The 18,723-nt window shown below is 70.7% G+C and carries 18 protein-coding genes; 9 read left to right on the forward strand and 9 right to left on the reverse strand.

Annotated elements, in window-relative coordinates; all coding sequences use genetic code 11:
• Positions 1-98: 98 nt before the first annotated feature.
• From folP to ACFYZQ_RS08745, 5 genes are all read left to right on the forward strand, one after another.
• Positions 99-959 carry a dihydropteroate synthase gene (folP, locus tag ACFYZQ_RS08725; RefSeq protein WP_389143414.1) on the forward strand — a complete coding sequence of 287 codons (861 nt, stop codon included), beginning with the start codon at positions 99-101 and terminating at the stop codon, positions 957-959.
• The gene (locus ACFYZQ_RS08730) at positions 956-1,459 is read left to right on the forward strand and encodes a nuclear transport factor 2 family protein (protein WP_389143416.1); all 504 of its coding nucleotides are present in this window, start codon (positions 956-958) and stop codon (positions 1,457-1,459) included. The genes folP and ACFYZQ_RS08730 overlap by 4 nt, the downstream gene beginning before the upstream one ends.
• 236 nt (positions 1,460-1,695) lie before the next feature.
• Entirely contained in the window at positions 1,696-2,055 is a 360-nt protein-coding gene (gene folB, locus ACFYZQ_RS08735) for a dihydroneopterin aldolase (RefSeq protein ID WP_389143419.1), read from the forward strand.
• Positions 2,052-2,663 (forward strand): 2-amino-4-hydroxy-6-hydroxymethyldihydropteridine diphosphokinase, encoded by a 612-nt coding sequence (gene folK / locus ACFYZQ_RS08740; protein ID WP_389143422.1) that lies wholly within the window; start codon positions 2,052-2,054, stop codon positions 2,661-2,663. Before folB ends, folK begins: the two co-directional genes overlap by 4 nt.
• A gap of 85 nt (positions 2,664-2,748) precedes the next feature.
• Positions 2,749-3,237, forward strand: coding sequence for a DUF3180 domain-containing protein (locus ACFYZQ_RS08745; RefSeq protein WP_389143425.1), 489 nt, complete (start codon positions 2,749-2,751; stop codon positions 3,235-3,237).
• A 9-nt stretch (positions 3,238-3,246) separates the two neighbouring features.
• On the opposite strand, the gene folE is transcribed toward ACFYZQ_RS08745, so the two are convergent.
• The 6 genes from folE to dacB all read right to left on the reverse strand — a co-directional run bounded on the left by folE (position 3,247) and on the right by dacB (position 11,057).
• Positions 3,247-3,852: a GTP cyclohydrolase I FolE gene (folE, locus tag ACFYZQ_RS08750; RefSeq protein ID WP_389143428.1), complete on the reverse strand. Its 606-nt coding sequence runs from the start codon at positions 3,850-3,852 to the stop codon at positions 3,247-3,249.
• 115 nt (positions 3,853-3,967) lie between these two features.
• On the reverse strand, positions 3,968-6,007 hold the full coding sequence (gene ftsH / locus ACFYZQ_RS08755; RefSeq protein WP_389143431.1) for an ATP-dependent zinc metalloprotease FtsH: 2,040 nt from the start codon (positions 6,005-6,007) through the stop codon (positions 3,968-3,970).
• Between the two features lie 196 nt (positions 6,008-6,203).
• Positions 6,204-6,764 (reverse strand): hypoxanthine phosphoribosyltransferase, encoded by a 561-nt coding sequence (gene hpt, locus ACFYZQ_RS08760; protein WP_388793202.1) that lies wholly within the window; start codon positions 6,762-6,764, stop codon positions 6,204-6,206.
• 73 nt (positions 6,765-6,837) lie between these two features.
• Positions 6,838-7,878, reverse strand: a complete 1,041-nt coding sequence (gene tilS, locus ACFYZQ_RS08765; RefSeq protein ID WP_389143434.1) for a tRNA lysidine(34) synthetase TilS — start codon at positions 7,876-7,878, stop codon at positions 6,838-6,840.
• Between the two features lie 193 nt (positions 7,879-8,071).
• A complete protein-coding gene (locus ACFYZQ_RS08770; RefSeq protein WP_389143437.1) occupies positions 8,072-9,199 on the reverse strand; it encodes a zinc-dependent metalloprotease in 1,128 nt (375 codons plus the stop codon).
• A 250-nt stretch (positions 9,200-9,449) separates the two neighbouring features.
• Positions 9,450-11,057 (reverse strand): D-alanyl-D-alanine carboxypeptidase/D-alanyl-D-alanine-endopeptidase, encoded by a 1,608-nt coding sequence (gene dacB, locus ACFYZQ_RS08775; RefSeq protein ID WP_389143440.1) that lies wholly within the window; start codon positions 11,055-11,057, stop codon positions 9,450-9,452.
• 79 nt (positions 11,058-11,136) lie between these two features.
• On the opposite strand from dacB, the gene ACFYZQ_RS08780 reads away from it, so the two are divergent.
• Positions 11,137-11,628, forward strand: a complete 492-nt coding sequence (locus ACFYZQ_RS08780; RefSeq protein ID WP_030342671.1) for an inorganic diphosphatase — start codon at positions 11,137-11,139, stop codon at positions 11,626-11,628.
• Positions 11,629-11,744: 116 nt separating this feature from the next.
• Positions 11,745-13,403: a threonine/serine exporter ThrE family protein gene (locus ACFYZQ_RS08785; RefSeq protein ID WP_389143443.1), complete on the forward strand. Its 1,659-nt coding sequence runs from the start codon at positions 11,745-11,747 to the stop codon at positions 13,401-13,403.
• Positions 13,404-13,406: 3 nt separating this feature from the next.
• Here the strand turns inward: ACFYZQ_RS08785 and ACFYZQ_RS08790 are convergent, their stop codons facing one another.
• Positions 13,407-14,357, reverse strand: coding sequence for a DedA family protein (locus tag ACFYZQ_RS08790; protein WP_389143445.1), 951 nt, complete (start codon positions 14,355-14,357; stop codon positions 13,407-13,409).
• A 184-nt stretch (positions 14,358-14,541) separates the two neighbouring features.
• Positions 14,542-15,303, reverse strand: coding sequence for a MerR family transcriptional regulator (locus ACFYZQ_RS08795; protein WP_389143447.1), 762 nt, complete (start codon positions 15,301-15,303; stop codon positions 14,542-14,544).
• Positions 15,304-15,415: 112 nt separating this feature from the next.
• Here ACFYZQ_RS08795 and ACFYZQ_RS08800 point away from each other — a divergent pair, with 112 nt between their 5' ends.
• Both ACFYZQ_RS08800 and ACFYZQ_RS08805 read left to right on the forward strand, forming a co-directional pair.
• Positions 15,416-16,702, forward strand: coding sequence for an ion channel protein (locus tag ACFYZQ_RS08800; protein WP_389143450.1), 1,287 nt, complete (start codon positions 15,416-15,418; stop codon positions 16,700-16,702).
• A 31-nt stretch (positions 16,703-16,733) separates the two neighbouring features.
• Complete coding sequence (locus tag ACFYZQ_RS08805) at positions 16,734-18,146, forward strand: glutamate decarboxylase (RefSeq protein WP_389143452.1); 1,413 nt, start codon at positions 16,734-16,736, stop codon at positions 18,144-18,146.
• Here ACFYZQ_RS08805 and ACFYZQ_RS08810 read toward each other — a convergent pair.
• A complete protein-coding gene (locus ACFYZQ_RS08810; protein WP_389143455.1) occupies positions 18,140-18,709 on the reverse strand; it encodes a DinB family protein in 570 nt (189 codons plus the stop codon). The genes ACFYZQ_RS08805 and ACFYZQ_RS08810 overlap by 7 nt on opposite strands.
• Positions 18,710-18,723: the final 14 nt, after the last annotated feature.

Raw genomic sequence — 18,723 nt, forward strand, 5'->3', positions numbered from 1 at the left:
CCGGCCCGGACGAAAAGCCCGGGCCGAATCCCCCTCCCGCCCGGACTTGTCGTTCGGGCCGCGCGTGGCGGTTGTGGGGCTGGGCCTAGGCTGAACGTATGAGCAACGAGAGCGGGCGCGGCACGGTGGCGGGGCTTCCGGCATGGGACCGGTGCGCGGTCATGGGGGTCGTGAACGTGACCCCCGACTCCTTCTCCGACGGCGGCCGTTTCTTCGACACCACCGCCGCCGTCAAGCACGGGCTCGAGCTGGTCGCCGAGGGCGCCGACCTGGTGGACGTCGGCGGCGAGTCCACCCGCCCCGGTGCCTCCCGCGTCGACGAGGACGAGGAGCTGCGGCGCGTCGTCCCCGTGGTCCGCGGCCTCGCCTCCGAGGGAGTCGTCGTGTCCGTCGACACCATGCGCGCCCCGGTCGCCGCCCAGGCCCTCGCGGCGGGTGCCGCCCTCGTCAACGACGTCAGCGGCGGCCTCGCCGACCCGGCGATGATCCCGGTGGTGGCTGAGGCAGGCGCCCCGTTCGTCGTCATGCACTGGCGGGGCTTCCTGCAGGGTGGCAACGTCAAGGGCGTGTACGAGGACGTCGTCACCGAGGTCGTCGACGAGCTCCACGCGCGCGTGGAGGCCGTCCTGGCGGGCGGCATCGCGCCCGGCCGGATAGTCATAGACCCCGGGCTCGGCTTCTCCAAGGAGGCCGGACACGACCTCACCCTGCTGGCGAACCTGGACCGTCTGCGCGGCCTGGGCCGCCCCCTGCTGGTCGCCGCGTCCCGCAAGCGCTTCCTCGGCCGTGTCCTCGCCGGTCCCGAGGGCGCCCCGCCCCCCGCCCGGGAACGCGACGCCGCCACCGCCGCCGTCTCCGCCCTCGCGGCCCACGCCGGCGCCTGGGCGGTCCGCGTCCACGAGGTACGCGCCACGGCCGACGCGGTCCGGGTGGCGCGGGCGGTGGAGGGGGCTCGGTGAGCGCCCCGCACACCGACGTCGAACAGGTCGAGCTCGCCAACACGGCCTTCTACGAGGCCATGGAGCGTGGCGACTTCGAAGAGCTGTCCGCCCTCTGGCTCACCCCGTCCGACCTGGGCGTCGACGAGACGTACCACGACCCGGCGGACGTCGGCGTGATCTCCTGCGTGCACCCGGGCTGGCCGGTGCTCACCGGCCGCGGCGAGGTCCTCAGGTCGTACGCGCTGATCATGGCGAACACCGACTACATCCAGTTCTTCCTCACCGACGTGCACGTCTCCGTCACCGGTGACACCGCCCTCGTGACCTGCACGGAGAACATCCTCAGCGGGGGTCCGGCCCCGGAGGGCGGCGAGGAACTCGGGCCCCTCGTCGGCCAGCTGGTCGTGGCCACCAACGTCTTCCGCCGCACGCCCCTCGGCTGGAAGCTCTGGTCCCACCACGCCTCCCCCGTTCTGGCCGAAAACGACGAGAACGCGGACGACGACACACCCACCTGAGTGGGTAGGCGGCACGCAGGGACCAAGAAGTGGTTGGAATCACGAACTGACGGGTAGATGCGGCTACCGGCCCGTAAGCCACCGGATTCCGCTGGGGAAACGCACCATGAACGCTCCTGGCCCCACACCCCTGCGGCCCGGTTCCGTCCAGGGCCGCGGGTAGATTCGTCCGAGGCCGGTGCGCCGTACGCACACGGCACGGACCGCCGTTAACGACGACTGCAGGAGTGATTCGCGTGGATCGTGTCGCGCTGCGCGGCCTGAAGGCCCGCGGGCACCACGGCGTGTTCCCCAAGGAGCGCGAGGAGGGCCAGACCTTCCTCGTGGACATCGTCCTGGGACTGGACACCCGGGCGGCCGCCGCCGACGACGACCTGACGAAGACCGTGCACTACGGCATCGTGGCCGAGGAGGTCGTGGCCGTGGTCGAGGGCGAGCCGGTGAACCTCATCGAAACACTCGCCGCGCGCATCGCGGACACCTGCCTGAAGCACGAAGGGGTACAGGAGGTCGAGGTCAGCGTCCACAAGCCGGACGCCCCGATCACGGTCCCCTTCGACGACGTCACCGTCACCATCACCCGGAGCCGAGTATGACCGCATCCTTCACGCAGGGTCCGATCGACCCGACCGTACAGCCGGTGCCCGCCTCCGTCGTGGCACAGGTAGACGCCGCGGACACCACCCTGCAGAACCCGAAACGGGCCGTGCTCTCCCTGGGCTCCAACCTCGGCAACCGCCTGGAGATCCTGCAGGGCGCCATCGACGCCCTCGAGGACACCCCCGGCGTTCGCGTCAAGGCGGTCTCCCCCGTGTACGAGACGGAGCCGTGGGGCGTGGAGCCCGGCAGCCAGCCGTCGTACTACAACGCGGTCGTGGTCCTGAGGACCACCCTGCCGCCGTCCTCCCTGCTGGAGCGCGCGCACGCCGTCGAGGAGGCCTTCAACCGCGTACGGGACGAGCGCTGGGGTCCGCGCACCCTCGACGTCGACATCGTCGCCTACGCCGACGTCACCTCCGACGACCCGAACCTCACCCTGCCCCACCCCCGCGCCCACGAACGCGCCTTCGTGCTGGCGCCCTGGCACGACGTGGACCCCGAGGCCCAGCTACCCGGCCGGGGCACGGTCGCGGATCTTCTCGGCACCGTCACCCGCGAGGGCGTCGAGGCCCGGGGGGACCTGGAACTCCGGCTGCCCGAGTAGTCGTTAAGGTCAAGAAGACCGGCACACGGGCACACTGAGGTGGGCCGCCACGACCACAGCGGTCCGGGGGAGCTGAAGGGACATCGTGAAAGAGCTGCGCATCAGGGTGCTGGTCGGTGTGTTCGTCGTGGCCGGCGTCCTGTCCTGGGCCGGTGCCCGCCTGTGGAACTCGGTCGGGACCCTGCCCAGTGTTCCCGTGGCCGCGCCCATCGTCCTGGCCGTGATCGCCGTGGTCCTGTTGTCCACTGCGTTCTCGCTGCGTGCCCGCCTCAAGGCCCAGCGCGAACGCCGTCCCGAGGCCAAGGGCGTCGACCCCCTGATGGCCGCCCGTGCGGTTGTTTTCGGCCAGTCCAGCGCGCTGGTCGCCGCCCTCGTGGCTGGCATGTACGGCGGCACGGGCGTGTTCCTCCTGGAACTCCTCGACATCCCCGCCCGCCGCGACCAGGCCATCTACGCGGCCTTCTCGGTCCTGGCGGGCATCGCCGTCATAGCGGCCGCCCTGTTCCTGGAGCGGGTGTGCAAACTCCCCGAGGACGACGACGAGAACCATCCGGGTGCCGAACCGGTGGCGTGAGCGAACGGACTATCGCGCCATGATCAGGCTCATGGCCTCGTTGCGCGTCGCCGAGTCACGAAGCTGACCGCGCACCGCCGAGGTTATGGTCTTCGCCCCGGGCTTGCGGACGCCCCGCATCGACATGCACATGTGCTCGCACTCGACGACCACGATCACGCCCCGGGGCTCCAGGATCTCCATCAGGGAGTCGGCGATCTGCGTGGTGAGTCGTTCCTGCACCTGCGGGCGGCGGGCGTAGACGTCCACGAGCCGGGCAAGCTTCGACAGGCCCGTGATCTTGCCGTCGGCGGACGGGATGTACCCGACGTGGGCGACGCCGACGAACGGCACGAGATGGTGTTCACAGCTGCTGAGGACCTCGATGTCCTTCACGAGCACCATCTCGTCGTGTCCGAGGTCGAACGTCGTGGTCAGCACGTCCTCGGGCTTCTGCCACAGCCCCGCGAAGATCTCCTTGTACGCCCGCGCCACCCGCGCCGGAGTCTCCCTCAGGCCCTCGCGGTCCGGGTCCTCGCCGACCGCGATCAGGAGTTCGCGGACCGCGTTCTCGGCGCGCTTCTCGTCGAACTCGCCGATTCTGCCCTCGCCGTCCAGCGTCACGGGGTCGGTCATGGTGAAGCCTCGTTCCTTCGTCACTCAGCGGCGGGCATGTGAAACGCCGCGCCCCCCAGGCTAGAACCTGGGGGGCGCGGCTTACATCCCGGGCCGGTGAGCTGCGAGGAATGCCTCAGTGCTCCGGGCGTTCCTCCGGGGCCGACTCGGTCGCCGGGGCGGAGTCCGTCGTCGTGGACTTCGCCGTGCTGATCGACGGGGTCGCGCCGTTCGCGCCGTTCGTCAGTGCGAGCTCCTTCGGGGAGAGCACCGGCGGGCGGGTGGACGGCGTGCGGCGGGAGGAGCCGGTCCAGGCGGGCCGCGGCGGGCGCTTGACGATCGGGGCGAAGATCTCGGCGATCTCCTCCTTGCCCAGGGTCTCCTTCTCCAGCAGCTGGAGCACCAGGTTGTCGAGGACGTCGCGGTTCTCGACCAGGATCTCCCAGGCCTCGTTGTGCGCGTTCTCGATGAGCTTCTTGACTTCCTCGTCCACCAGCGCGGCGACCTCTTCCGAGTAGTCGCGCTGGTGAGCCATCTCACGGCCGAGGAACGGCTCGGTGTTGTCGCCGCCGAACTTGATGGCACCCAGGCGCTCGGTCATGCCGTACTGGGTGACCATCGCGCGGGCGGTGGCGGTGGCCTTCTCGATGTCGTTCGCCGCGCCCGTGGTCGGGTCGTGGAAGACGAGCTCCTCGGCCGCGCGGCCGCCCAGCATGTAGGCCAGCTGGTCCAGCATCTCGTTGCGCGTGGTCGAGTACTTGTCCTCGTCCGGGAGCACCATCGTGTAGCCGAGGGCACGGCCTCTCGACAGGATCGTGATCTTGTGGACCGGGTCGGAGTTCGGAGAGGCCGCCGCGACCAGGGCGTGACCGCCCTCGTGGTACGCGGTGATCTTCTTCTCCTTGTCCGACATGATCCGGGTCCGCTTCTGCGGGCCCGCGACCACGCGGTCGATCGCCTCGTCCAGCATCTTGTTGTCGATGAGCTTCTGGTCGCTGCGGGCCGTGAGCAGAGCCGCCTCGTTCAGCACGTTCGACAGGTCGGCGCCGGTGAAGCCCGGCGTGCGACGGGCGACGGCGGCCAGGTCGACGTCCGGGGCGACCGGCTTGCCCTTCTGGTGGACCTTGAGGATCTCCAGACGGCCCTGCATGTCCGGGCGGTCGACCGCGATCTGGCGGTCGAAGCGGCCGGGCCGCAGCAGAGCCGGGTCGAGGATGTCGGGTCGGTTCGTCGCGGCGATGAGGATCACACCGCCCTTGACGTCGAAGCCGTCCATCTCGACGAGCAGCTGGTTCAGCGTCTGCTCGCGCTCGTCGTGACCGCCGCCGAGGCCGGCGCCGCGGTGGCGGCCGACCGCGTCGATCTCGTCGACGAAGACGATCGCCGGGGCGTTCGCCTTGGCCTGCTCGAACAGGTCACGGACCCGGGAGGCACCGACACCGACGAACATCTCGACGAAGTCGGAACCGGAGATCGAGTAGAAGGGCACACCCGCCTCGCCCGCGACGGCGCGCGCGAGCAGGGTCTTGCCGGTGCCGGGCGGGCCGTACAGCAGCACGCCCTTGGGGATCTTGGCGCCGACGGCCTGGAACTTGGCCGGTTCCTGCAGGAACTCCTTGATCTCGTGGAGCTCCTCGACGGCCTCGTCGGCGCCCGCGACGTCGGTGAACGTCGTCTTCGGGGTGTCCTTGGTGATGAGCTTCGCCTTGGACTTGCCGAAGTTCATGACCCGGGAGCCGCCGCCCTGCATCTGATTCATCAGGAACAGGAAGACGACCACGATGAGGACGAAGGGGAGCAGGGAGAGCAGGACACCGAGGAACGGGTTCTGCTTGGACGGCGACACCGTGTAGCCGTCCGGGATCTGCTTGTCCTGGTACTTGGTCTGCAGCGTGCTGGCGATGGCCACGCCCTGGTCGCCGATGTAGCTCGCCTGGATCTTCGAGCTGCCTTCGACCTTCACACCGTCCTTGAGCGTGACCTTGACGGTCTGCTCGTCGCCGGTGGTGAGTTTCGCCGACTCGACCTTGTTGTCATTGATCGCTGCCACGACCTGGCCGGTGTCCACCGTCTTGTAGCCGCCGGACGAGCCGACGACCTGCATCAACACGACCACGGCAAGGACGGCCAGCACGATCCACATGACCGGCCCACGGAAGTATCGCTTCACGTCCATCCATACGGAGCGGTGCCGCCCCGTCCCTCCTGCCATAGTGAGTTTGATAAGACAGTTCTTCTGACGGTACCCCAGCATTGTTGTCCGAAGCCGCATGAAGCTGTTCGGACGGCCGGCAATCCCGTCTCTGCAAGCTCCAACGGCGAGCAACCCGCTGGGGTTCCCGATCGTCTTACGTGCTTGAGCCCTCTGGAGCTCAGCCGCCGTAGACGTGGGGCGCGAGCGTACCGACGAACGGGAGATTGCGGTACTTCTCGGCGTAGTCCAGGCCGTAGCCCACCACGAACTCGTTGGGGATGTCGAAGCCGACCCACTCCACGTCGATGGCGACCTTCGCGGCGTCGGGCTTGCGCAGCAGCGTGCACACCTTCAGGGAGGCGGGCTCGCGCGAGCCGAGGTTGGAGATCAGCCAGGACAGGGTCAGGCCGGAGTCGATGATGTCCTCGACGATCAGGACGTGCCTGCCCTTGATGTCGGTGTCGAGGTCCTTGAGGATCCGCACGACTCCGGAGGACTGGGTGCCCGCGCCGTACGACGACACGGCCATCCAGTCCATCGTGAGGGGGGTGGACAGCGCCCGGGCGAGGTCCGCCATGACCATCACCGCGCCCTTGAGCACACCGACGATCAGCAGGTCCTTGCCCTCGTACTCAGCGTCGATCTTCGCGGCCAGCTCGGCCAGCTTCGCGTCGATCTCTTCCTTGGTGATGAGTACCTCTTTGAGGTCGGCACCCATGTCTTTCGCGTCCACCCGCATCACTTTCGGTCGTCCCGCAATTACGGCCTGCGGCTGCCCGAGCCCACCGGCCGTCCCTCCGGGAGGCGCGGACTCAGCCTTGCCGAATCACCAGTCTGCCACCCTGCCGCTGGGCGACGACCCTGCCCGGGAGATTGATGGCTCCCTGGCCGCGCCAGCCGGTGATCAGCCGGTCGACCTCCTCGATGTGCCGGGCGAACAGCGAACCCGCCGGGGCGCCGGCCTCGATCGCGGCGCGGCGCAGGATGCGGCGGCGCACGGCGGGCGGGAGGGCGTACAGCTTGGCGCACTCCAGCAGACCTGCGGCGTCACGGACGGCGGCCTCGGCCTGGCGGGCCCAGGTGTCGAGGGCGTCGGCGTCGTCGCGGGAGAGCTGGGCGGTGCGGGCGAGGGCCTCGACGACGCCCTTGCCGAGCGCCTTCTCCAGGGCGGGCAGGCCCTCCTGGCGGAGCCGGGAGCGGGTGTAGGCGGGATCCGCGTTGTGAGGATCGTCCCAGACGGGGAGCGACTGGACCATGCAGGCCTTGCGGGCGGTCTGCCGGTCGAGGTGGAGGAAGGGGCGGCGGTAACGGCCGCCGGCCCCCGAGACCGCGGCCATCCCGGACAGGGAGCGGATACCGGAGCCGCGGGCGAGGCCGAGCAGGACGGTTTCGGCCTGGTCGTCGCGGGTGTGCCCGAGGAGGATCGCGGTGGCGCCGTGGCGGACGGCCGCGGCGTCGAGGGCGGCGTAGCGGGCGTCGCGGGCTGCGGCTTCGGGGCCGCCCTCGCGGCCGACGGTCACGGCGGCGGACTCCACCGGGTCGAGGCCGAGTTCGCGCAGCCTGAGGACGACTTCCCGGGCGCGCAGGTCGGAGCCGGCCTGCAGGCCGTGGTCGACGGTGACGCCGCCGGCGCGGATGCCGAGCTTGGGGGCCTCGAAGGCGAGGGCGGAGGCGAGTGCCATGGAGTCGGCGCCGCCGGAGCAGGCGACGAGCACGAGCGGGGCGGCCGGGGAGGGGGCGCGCTCGGCCGGTCCCTCCGGAGTCCGGGGGGAGGTCTGGTGGTCGTTGAGGATGTCGTGGAGGACGCGGCGGACCGCCAGGCGTATCGCCGCGACCGCAGGATGGGGACCCATGTCCGGTTCCCTTCATGAAGTTGTCGGGGGGTGAGCCCGAGGTTCGGTCACTCAGAGTGTGTAGATGGTGACAGAAGCGGGCCGTTCCCCGAGCATTGCACGCCTACGCATGGCTCACGGTCCCTCGGACGGGTGATAACAGGGGCGTTCGCCTGCCGTCGGCCGGATTTGCTTCACGACTTCCCCGCCGGTTTCACGACTCTGCTTTGCGATGCACCCGCGCGACCCAGTCCGCCGGTTTGGCGATCTCCGCCTTGGTGGGGAGGGTGTTCGGAGAGGTCCACACCCGGTTGAAGCCGTCCATGCCGACCTGGTCGACGGCGGCCCGCACGAAGCGTTCGCCGTCCCGGTACTGCCGGAGCTTGGCGTCCAGGCCCAGCAGCTTGCGCAGGGCCATGTCGAGGCGGGAGGCGCCCTTGGCGCGGCGCTGCTGGAACTTCTCGCGGATCTCCGCGACGCTCGGTACGACCTGCGGGCCGACCCCGTCCATCACGAAGTCGGCGTGGCCCTCCAGGAGCGACATCACGGCGGTGAGCCGGCCGAGGATCTCACGCTGGGCCGGGGTCTGCACCAACTCCACGAAGGACCGGCCGCCGTCGTCCTCCTCGCCCTCGGGGCGGCCCCCGGCGAGCGACTGCGCGGCCTCCCGGACGCGTTCCAGGACGGTCATCGGGTCGACGTCGGTCTCCGCCAGGAAAGACTGGATCTCGCCCTCGAGGTGGTCGCGCAGCCAGGGCACGGCGGTGAACTGCGTGCGGTGCGTCTCCTCGTGCAGGCACACCCACAGGCGGAAGTCATGGGGGTCCACGTCGAGTTCACGCTCCACGTGGACGATGTTCGGCGCGACGAGCAGCAGCCGGCCGCCGCCGTTCTGGCCCGCCGGGAGTTCACGGGTGGCGGGGGCGAAGGTCTCGTACTGGCCGAGGACCCGGGAGGCCAGGAAGGACAGCAGCATGCCCAGTTCCACGCCGGTCACCTTGCCGCCGACGGTGCCGAGGACCGCGCCGCCCGGGGTGTTGCCGCGCCGCTCCTGCATCTTCTCCAGCAGCGGCTTGAGGATCTCCCGGAAACCGGCGACGTTGGCCCGGACCCAGCCCGGGCGGTCGACGACCAGGACGGGCGTGTCATGGCCCTCGTCGGTCTCCATACGAGTGAAGCCCCGGACGTGTTCCTCCGAGGCTTTGGCGTGGCGGCGCAACTCCGCGACGACGGCCCGTGCCTCGTCGCGGCTGACGTCGGGGCCCGGCCGTACGAGCCGGGTCGCGGTCGCCACCGCGAGGTTCCAGTCGACCATCCCTGAAGAGGCACCGATGCTCGTCATGTGTCAACCGTACGTTAGCGCTGCCGCTGGGGGCAGGGCGTCGGGGGTCGGCAGGGGCGCGGGGAGCTGTCGGGAGCGCCCGGGGTGCTTGCGTCGGCAAGGGCCGGGGCCTGACTGCAAGGCACCCGGCGCTGTCGGCCGTGCCCACCCTCCCCCACGCTCGGCTTCTCCCCCATCGCCCTGCGGAACGACTGCCCACGGTGGTCACGGGGTGGGGGCGCCCACGGTCGCGCAGCGGGTGGCCGTCGGACTAGTCGCAGCCGCAGTTCGCCAGTGTCGACGCCGTTCGGTCCAGGGTTTTCTGGGCCTGGGCCGGGTCTGTCGTGTCGGAGGTCAGGAAGGCGAAGGCCAGGAGGCGGCCGTCGTGGTCGACCACCGTGCCCGCCAGGGTGTTGACGCCGGTCAGCGTGCCCGTCTTGGCGCGGACCAGGCCGGCGGCGCCGTCGGTGTAGCGGCTGGTCAGGGTGCCGGTGAAGCCCGCTACGGGGAGGCCGGTGAGGACGGGACGGAGTTCGGGGTGCGAGGGGGACCCGGCCTCGACGAGCAGGGCCGTGAGCAGGTCCGCGGTCAGCCTGTCGTCGCGGTTCAGTCCGCTGCCGTCGTGGAAGACCGCGCCGGTCACCGGAAGGCCGAGCTTCCGCAGCCGGGCGGCGATCGCCGCCGCACCGCCGTCGAAGCTCGGGCGTCCGCCGGTCGCGAGGGCGGTCTGGCGGGCCAGGGCCTCGGCGATGTCGTTGTCGCTGTTGGTCAGCATGCGTTCGACCAGCGCGGACAGCGGCGGCGAGGAGGCGGTCGCCAGGGTGTTCGCGCGGCCGGTCGCCTTCGACGGGCCGGGGGAGGTCGTCCTGATCCCGTCGTCCGCCAGGAACGCCGCGAACTTGCGGGCCGCGTCGGCCGCCGGGTCGGTCACCCGGGCCACCGGGCCGTGGGCGGAGCCGTCGGTGCGGCCCTCGTCGGCCATCAGGGCGCTGACGGGGGCGAGGTTGTCGTTCACGCCGATGGGGTGCAGTTCGGGGCCCGCGTAGAGGGTGGTGTCGTAGGACAGGGTGACCTTGTGGACTCCACGCTTCTTCAGCGCGGCGGCGGTGTCCCGGGCCAGGGTGCCCAGACTGGCCCAGCCTCCGTCGGCCTTGTCGTGGGCGGTGAGGGTCGGGTCGCCGCCGCCCACCAGGACGAGTTCCCCGGTGTCCGGTTCGAAGGCGGCGCGGGTGGTGAGGCGGTGGTCGGCGCCGAGGGCGGACAGGGCGGCGACGGCGGTGGCGATCTTGGTGGTGGAGGCGGGGGTCATGGCCTTGCCCGCGCCGGCGCCGTACAGACGCCGGCCGGTGGCCACGTCGACGACGGCCGCGGTGTGGTCCCGGCCGAGCGCCGAGGAGTCCAGCAGGGGCTTCAGGACGTCCGCGAGGGCCTTCTCCCCCGGCGCCGACTTCACGGTGGTCGTGGTGCCGCCGAGGGCCGTCAGGACGGACGCGGCGCTCGGCGCGGGGCGCGGGCCGGCGGCGGTCCTGCCGGAGCCGGCGCCGTGATCTGTGCCACCTGACCGCTCCAGGGCGGCGGCCCGGTGCCGCTCGGCCGTACGCTGACCGTCGGCGTCCCAGGGGCCGGCCGCGGTCACCGCGCCGCAAGCCAGTGCCAGTCCGGCGACGGCGGCGCACACGATGTACTGCCAGGTCGTGACGGGCCGCGGACGAGGGGGTCGTACGAGCGCCGCGAGCCGTGGTCCGACGGCCCGCGTCACCCGCGCGACCCGCGGTTTCGTGGCTGTCGCGGCCCGTGCCAGCAGCGGTCGTACGGCGTTCGCGAACCGCTCCACATGCGGTCTCGCGGCTCGCCAAGGCCTCAGCTCTGGCACTACCACCAGCCCCTTTCGCGATCACACACCTGCGTGAGGGACACTTAACCACCAGAACTATGTGCTGATCATGGAGGAGCCACCGGTGGAGTTCGACGTCACGATCGAGATTCCGAAGGGTTCGCGGAACAAGTACGAGGTGGACCACGAGACCGGTCGGATCCGCCTGGACCGTCGTCTCTTCACCTCGACCGCCTACCCGACCGACTACGGCTTCGTCGAGAACACCCTCGGCGAGGACGGCGACCCGCTGGACGCGCTGGTCATCCTCGACGAGCCGACCTTCCCGGGCTGCCTGATCCGGTGCCGTGCCATCGGCATGTTCCGGATGACGGACGAGGCTGGCGGCGACGACAAGCTGCTGTGCGTGCCGGCCACCGACCCGCGTGTGGAGCACCTGCGTGACATCCACCACGTGTCCGAGTTCGACCGCCTGGAGATCCAGCACTTCTTCGAGGTCTACAAGGACCTGGAGCCCGGCAAGTCGGTCGAGGGCGCCAACTGGGTGGGCCGTACGGACGCCGAGGTGGAGATCGAGCGGTCGTACAAGCGCTTCAAGGAGCAGGGCGGCCACTGACCGACCCGACGGTTTGATGATCGCGGGCCGCGGCAACCCGAGGGGATGCCGCGGCCCGCTCGCGTGGTCATGCGCATACTGGCTTACGCAGACGGTCGTCCAGGGAGATTTCAGGAGTGACGGAGGCGGAGGAGCGCAAGCCTCGGTCGGACGAGGCGAGAAGCTCGTACGACCCGGAGATGACGTCGGAGTTCGCCATCCCGGCCGGGCTCGCGCTGTCCAGGGCGGGTGACGAGTCCGAGACCACCTCCGAGTTCGCCGTGCCGCGGGGGCTGGGCACGCCGCAGCCGCCGGGGCCCGAGCCGGAGGGGTCGGCTTTCAGCCTGCCTAGCACCTACAGTGCCCAGACACCGCCCGCGTTCACCCCGCCGAACGGGATACCGACGGTCAGTCTGATCAAGGACGCGCCCTGGCAGGACCGGATGCGCACGATGCTGCGCATGCCGGTGGCGGAACGGCCCGCGCCGGAGCTCGTGCAGAAGGTGGACGAGGGCGGGCCGGCCGTCCCGCGCGTGCTCGACCTGACCCTGCGTATCGGTGAACTGCTGCTCGCGGGCGGTGAGAACGCCGAGGACGTGGAGGCCGCGATGTTCGCGGTGTGCCGCAGTTACGGGCTGGACCGGTGCGAGCCGAACGTCACCTTCACCCTGCTGTCCATCTCGCACCAGCCGTCCCTGGTGGACGACCCGGTCACCGCGTCCCGGACGGTGCGGCGCCGGGGCACCGACTACACGCGGCTCTCGGCGGTCTTCCGGCTCGTGGACGACCTGACCGACCCCGAGACCAGCATCTCGCTGGAGGAGGCCTACCGCCGTCTCGCCGAGATCCGCCGGAACCGGCACCCGTACCCCGGCTGGGCGCTCACCCTGGCCGCGGGGGGGCTGGCGGGCGCGGCCTCCCTGCTGGTCGGCGGCGACGTGATCGTGTTCGTGCTGGCCGCGTTGGGCGCGATGCTCGGCGACCGGCTGGCGTGGCTGTGCGCGGGACGCGGACTGCCGGAGTTCTACCAGTTCACGGTGGCCGCGATGCCGCCCGCGGCGATCGGTGTGACCCTCACGGCGACCCACGTCGACGTGGTGGCCTCCGCGGTCATCACCGGTGGGCTGTTCGCGCTGCTGCCGGGGCGGGCGCTGGTGGCGGGCGTGCAGGACGGGCTGACCGGGTTCTACATCACCGCCTCCGCTCGGCTGCTGGAGGTCATGTACTTCTTCGTCGGCATCGTCACCGGCGTGCTGGTGGTGCTGTACTTCGGCGTCAAGTTCGGCGCCAAGCTCAATCCGGACGCGTCGCTGAACCTCGCCCAACGCCCGGTGCTGGAGATCGCCGCGTCGATGCTGCTGTCACTGACCTTCGCCGTACTGCTCCAGCAGGAACGATCCACCGTGCTGGCCGTGACCCTCAACGGCGGTGTCGCCTGGTCGGTGTACGGGGCGATGCGCTACGCCGGCGACATCTCACCGGTGGCCTCCACGGCCGTGGCGGCCGGGCTGGTCGGCCTGTTCGGGCAGCTGCTGTCCCGCTACCGCTTCGCCTCGGCCCTGCCTTACACGACAGCGGCGATCGGTCCGCTGCTGCCGGGTTCGGCCACCTACTTCGGGCTGTTGGCGATGGCGCAGAACGACGTGGACAAGGGCCTGGTGTCGCTGGCCAAGGCGGCGTCGCTCGCCATGGCCATCGCGATCGGGGTGAACCTGGGATCGGAGATCTCCCGCCTGTTCCTGCGGTTCGGCTCCGCGGAGGGGCGGCGGGCGGCCAAGCGGACGCGGGGCTTCTGAGGCCTACTGGCGGTAGTTGCCCTGGTTGTAGTCCTGCGGGTACTGCTGGCGGCCGTTGTCCTGCGGGTACTGCTGCTGGTCGTACTGCTGCGGGTACTGCTGCTGGCCGTACTGCTGCGGGTACTGCTGCTGGTCGTAGGACTGGTTGCCGTAGCCCTGGCTGTCGTAGCCCTGGTCGTCGTAGCCCTGGTCGTCGTAGCCCTGGTTCCAGCCCTGCTGCTGTTCCTGCCGGTAGGGCTCGTACTGCTGGTCCGGCTCGATGCGGCGCAGCCGGGTCGTCGCGTCGTCCATGACGGGGGGCTGCTGCTGGGCCGGTTCGGCGGGCGGGGCGTTATTGGCCTTGGAGCGGGCCCGGAGGAACTCGATGGCGATCGGGATCACCGAGACGAGCACGATCAGGATGAGGATCAGCTCGATGTGCTTGTTGACGAAGTCGACGTTGCCCAGCCAGGAGCCGAGCAGGGTCACGCCCGCGCCCCACAGGACGCCGCCGATGACGTTGAAGGCCAGGAACGAGCGGTACCGCATGCCGCTGACCCCGGCGATGATCGGCGTGAACGTCCGCACGATGGGCACGAAACGGGCCAGGACCAGCGACTTCGGGCCGTACTTCTCGAAGAACTCGTGCGCCTTGGTGACGTTCTCCTGCTTGAACAGGCGTGAGTCGGGCCGGTTGAAGAGGGACGGGCCGACCTTCTTGCCGAACATGTAGCCCGCCTGGTCGCCGAGGATCGCGGCGAGGCAGATCAGGGCGATCGCCCCCCACAGCGGGAAGTCCAGGTCACCGGAGGTGATCAGCAGCCCGCAGGTGAACAGCAGCGAGTCACCCGGCAGGAAGAAGCCGATGAGCAGGCCCGACTCGGCGAAGACGATGAGGAGCAGGCCCCAGATGCTGTACGTGTCGAGCAGATAGTTGGGGTCCAGCCAGCTCGGGCCGAGGGCGAGTGTCATCACGGGTCCGGGCTCCTGTGGGGATGAGGCGATCGCCGCTTACCTGTGCGGCCGCACAAAACTATCAACGCGCCGCGTCCGCCCCAGGTTCCACCGGTGCCTCCGGGATGCGCTGTGCGCCGCCCGGCACGAACCTGTGAGCCGGAAGGCGGTGGTCCCGGCCCGGGGGTGCGCCCGGGCCGGGGTGTCACGCTGTGCGGCGGGCGGCGTTCGCCGTGATCGCCGCCCTGAGGTGTTCGGGCAGACCCGGATGCATCGCCTCGTAGAACGCGCGGAAGCGCTCGTCGGAGACGTACATCTCCGCCAGGCCCTGGTGGGTTTTCACGTGGCAGTCGAAGAACCATTTGCTGATGTGCTGCCGGTGCGCCTCGGCGAGGTCCATCGACCGCTCGGATGTCGGCGGCTCCCCCGCGCCGACGAGCGCCGCGTACGCCTTCCCCCACTCGGCGACCTCGGACTGGATCTGCTTCCAGTCGTCCTTGGTGTAGCGGGCCACGCGGCGCTGTGACTCCTCGTAGCTGTGCGTTCCGCCCCAGCGCCGCTCGGCCTCCTCGGCGTAGTCCTCGGGGTCCTTGTCCCCGAACACCTCGAACTTCTCCTCCGGCGTGAGATTGATGCCCATCGTGCGTGCCTCCATGGCGTGCTCCACGGCCTCGGCCATCTCGCGCAGCTTCTCGATCCGGGCGGTCAGCAGTTCGTGCTGCCGGCGCAGGTGCGCGCGCGGGTCCGCGTCGGGATCGTCGAGCAGGGCCGCGACCTCGTCGAGCGGGAAGCCGAGCTCCCGGTAGAACAGGATCTGCTGCAGCCGGTCGAGGTCGGCGTCGCTGTAGCGCCGGTGGCCCGCGTGGCTGCGCTCGCTCGGGGTGAGCAGGCCGATGTCGTCGTAGTGGTGCAGGGTGCGCACCGTGACTCCGGCGAAGCCGGCGACCTGTCCCACGGAGTAGCTCACTTCGTCCGCTCCCTTCTCGGTACGCCCCTACGCTGAGCCCTCACGCGACGTGAGGTGCAAGCCCCGGCCCGTTCGAGATGTTCCGTCCGCTTCACCCACTTATGGTGGGCGCGTGGCCCAGGACACCGCGCAGCAGGCGCCCGCCGCACCGGCGGCACCGGCGCGCGCCCTGCTGCCCCTGATCCTGCCCGCGGTACTGGTCGGCGTGGGCGCCAGTCTCCTCTATCTGCTGGTGAGCGGTCTGGCCGAGCGGTTGCAGGGGGTGCTGTGGGGGACGCTTCCCGACGCGCTGGGCATCGGCCGGTACTCCGTGCTGTGGATGCTGGTCATGCTCACCGCGACCGGGCTCGCCGTGGGGCTGGTCGTGTGGAAGGTCCCCGGTCACGCGGGCCCCGATCCGGCCACCGTGGGGCTCAGTGCCCCGGTGCTGCCCCTCGTGGTGCTGCCCGGCCTGCTGCTGGCGACCGCGCTGATGCTGGCGGGCGGTCCGAGCCTCGGGCCGGAGAACCCGATCATCGCGACGAACGTGGCGCTCGCCTTCTGGCTGGGCAGCAGGCTGATTCCCCGGATGCCGGGGGCGATGTGGCCGGTGCTGGCGGAGGCGGCGACGATCGGCGCCCTGTTCGGCACGCCGGTGGCGGCGGCGCTGGTGCTCTCCGAGGCGCTGGCCGGCCGGCCGTTGAAGGGCGCGCTGTGGGACAACCTCTTCGGGCCGCTGGCCGCGGGGGCCGTGGGCGCCATGACGACCACCCTGCTGGCCCATCCCACCTTCGACCTCGGCCTGCCCCCGGTCGGCCACCACCCCGGCTGGGGCGATCTGGTGGCCGCGCTGGTCGTCGCCTGTCTGGCCGCGGTGTTCGGCATGTGCGCGGTGTACGGCTTCCCGCACGTCCACGACGCGTTCCGGCGGCTGCGGCACCCGATGCTGGCGCTGCCCGTCGGCGGGCTGGTCCTCGGCCTGCTGGGGGCGCTGGGCGGTCATCTGACGCTCTTCAAGGGGCTGTCGGAGGTGGCGACGCTGGCCCGGAACCCGGACGGCTGGTCGGCGGGGCAGTTCGCGGTGATGGCGGTGGTGAAGCTGGCCGCGCTGCTCGTCGCCGCGTCCTGCGGGTTCCGCGGGGGACGGATCTTCCCGTCCGTCTTCATCGGCGCCGCCTTCGGACTCGCCGCCCACGCCCTCGTCCCTGGTGTACAACCGGCGGTGGGTGTGGCGGCGGGTGTGCTGGGCGTCCTGCTGGCCGTCACCCGGCAGGGCTGGATCAGTCTGTTCACGGCCGGGGTCCTCGTGGCCTCGCCGACGATCTTCGCCCTGCTGTGCATCGCCTCGCTGCCGGCCTGGCTGCTGGTGACGGGGCGGCCCCAGATGCAGTTGCGCGCCGACGGGACCTCCGTCCGCTGATCCTCTCGACCCTCTCCAGGGAGACATCTCCATGGCACTGCACAAAGGCCCCGGGAAGCCCGACGAGCGGCCCATGTCCGTCAACCCGTTCTTCGGGGAGGCGAACCCGGTCGTCGAGATGACCGAGGCGCCGCCCAAGAACCGGCTCCCCTACGAGCCGATGCCGCCCACCACGGCGGCGCAGATCGTGCACGACGAGCTGATGCTGGACGGCAACGCCCGCCTGAACCTGGCCACCTTCGTCACCACCTGGATGGAGCCGCAGGCCGGGGTGCTGATGGCCGAGTGCCGGGACAAGAACATGATCGACAAGGACGAGTACCCGCGCACCGCCGAGCTGGAGCGGCGCTGTGTGGCGATGCTCGCCGACCTGTGGCACGCGCCGGACCCGTCGGCCGCCGTGGGGTGCTCGACGACCGGCTCCAGCGAGGCGTGCATGCTCGCCGGAATGGCGCTCAAACGGCGCTGGATGCGGCGCAACGCCGACCGCTACCCGTCGGCGGACGCCCGCCCGAACCTGGTCATGGGCGTCAACGTGCAGGTGTGCTGGGAGAAGTTCTGCAACTTCTGGGAGGTGGAGGCCCGCCTGGTGCCCATGGAGGGCGACCGGTACCACCTCGACCCGCAGGCGGCGGCCGAGCTGTGCGACGAGAACACGATCGGGGTCGTCGGCATCCTCGGCTCCACCTTCGACGGGTCGTACGAGCCGATCGCCGACCTGTGCGCGACCCTGGACGACCTCCAGGCGCGGACCGGCCTCGACGTCCCGGTGCACGTGGACGGCGCGTCCGGCGCCATGGTCGCGCCCTTCCTGGACGAGGACCTGGTGTGGGACTTCCGTCTCCCGCGCGTGGCCTCCATCAACACCTCCGGGCACAAGTACGGGCTGGTCTACCCCGGGGTCGGCTGGGCGCTGTGGCGGGACAAGGAGGCCCTCCCGGAGGAGCTCGTCTTCCGCGTCAACTACCTCGGCGGCGACATGCCGACGTTCGCCCTCAACTTCTCCCGGCCGGGCGCCCAGGTCGTCGCCCAGTACTACACGTTCCTGCGGCTGGGCCGGGAGGGCTTCCGGGCGGTGCAGCAGGCCACGCGCGACGTGGCGCGCGGCCTGGCCGACCGGATCGAGGCGCTGGGCGACTTCCGGCTGCTGACCCGGGGCGACGAGCTGCCGGTCTTCGCCTTCACCACCGCCGAGGACGTCACGGCGTACGACGTCTTCGACGTCTCCCGGCGCCTGCGGGAGAACGGCTGGCTGGTCCCCGCCTACACCTTCCCGCCCAACCGGGAGGACCTGGCCGTCCTGCGGGTGGTGTGCCGCAACGGTTTCTCCGCCGACCTCGCCGAGATGTTCACGGAGGACCTGCGCCGTCTGCTGCCCGAACTGCGCCGGCAGTCGCACCCGGCGACGAAGGACCGGGAGGCGGCCACCGGGTTCCATCACTGACGGTCCGGGTCTCCCCCATCGACGGTCCGGGCCTGTTCCTGGGCGACCAGCTCGAACGCCGTCCTGCCGTCCAGTGACTCCCGGATGATGTCGGCGTGGCCGGCGTGCCGGGCGGTCTCCCGGATCAGGTGCAGGCAGAGCCAGCGCAGCGAGACGGCCTCGTCCGGCGGGAACCAGGGGTCGTTCGGCAGCGGGAAGGTGTCGTCGAGGCTGGAGGCGGAGCGGATGAACTCCTCGGTCTCGGCGGCGACCTGCTCCCAGTACGCGAGCTGGGAGGCGAGGGTCTCGCCCTCGGCCAGCCGGAAGCACTCGTGCCAGTTCGACTCGTCGCGCTTGACCGCCGGCGGCTCGCCCTTGGCCCGGGCCACCCAGCCCTGCTCGACCTCGGCGACGTGCTTGACCAACCCGGCCAAGGACAGCTCACTAGCGCTGGGCCGGCTCGCGGCCTGTTCCTCGGTGAGCCCCAGCACGGCCCGCCGGATGCCGCCGCGCTGCTCCGCGAGGAAGGAGAGCAGCGCTCCCCGCTCGTCGCCCCGCGCCTCGGCTCGTACGTGAGTGACCATGACCGGCCGCCTTT

The organism is Streptomyces sp. NPDC001843, from assembly GCF_042891955.1.
Lineage (GTDB): Bacteria > Actinomycetota > Actinomycetes > Streptomycetales > Streptomycetaceae > Streptomyces.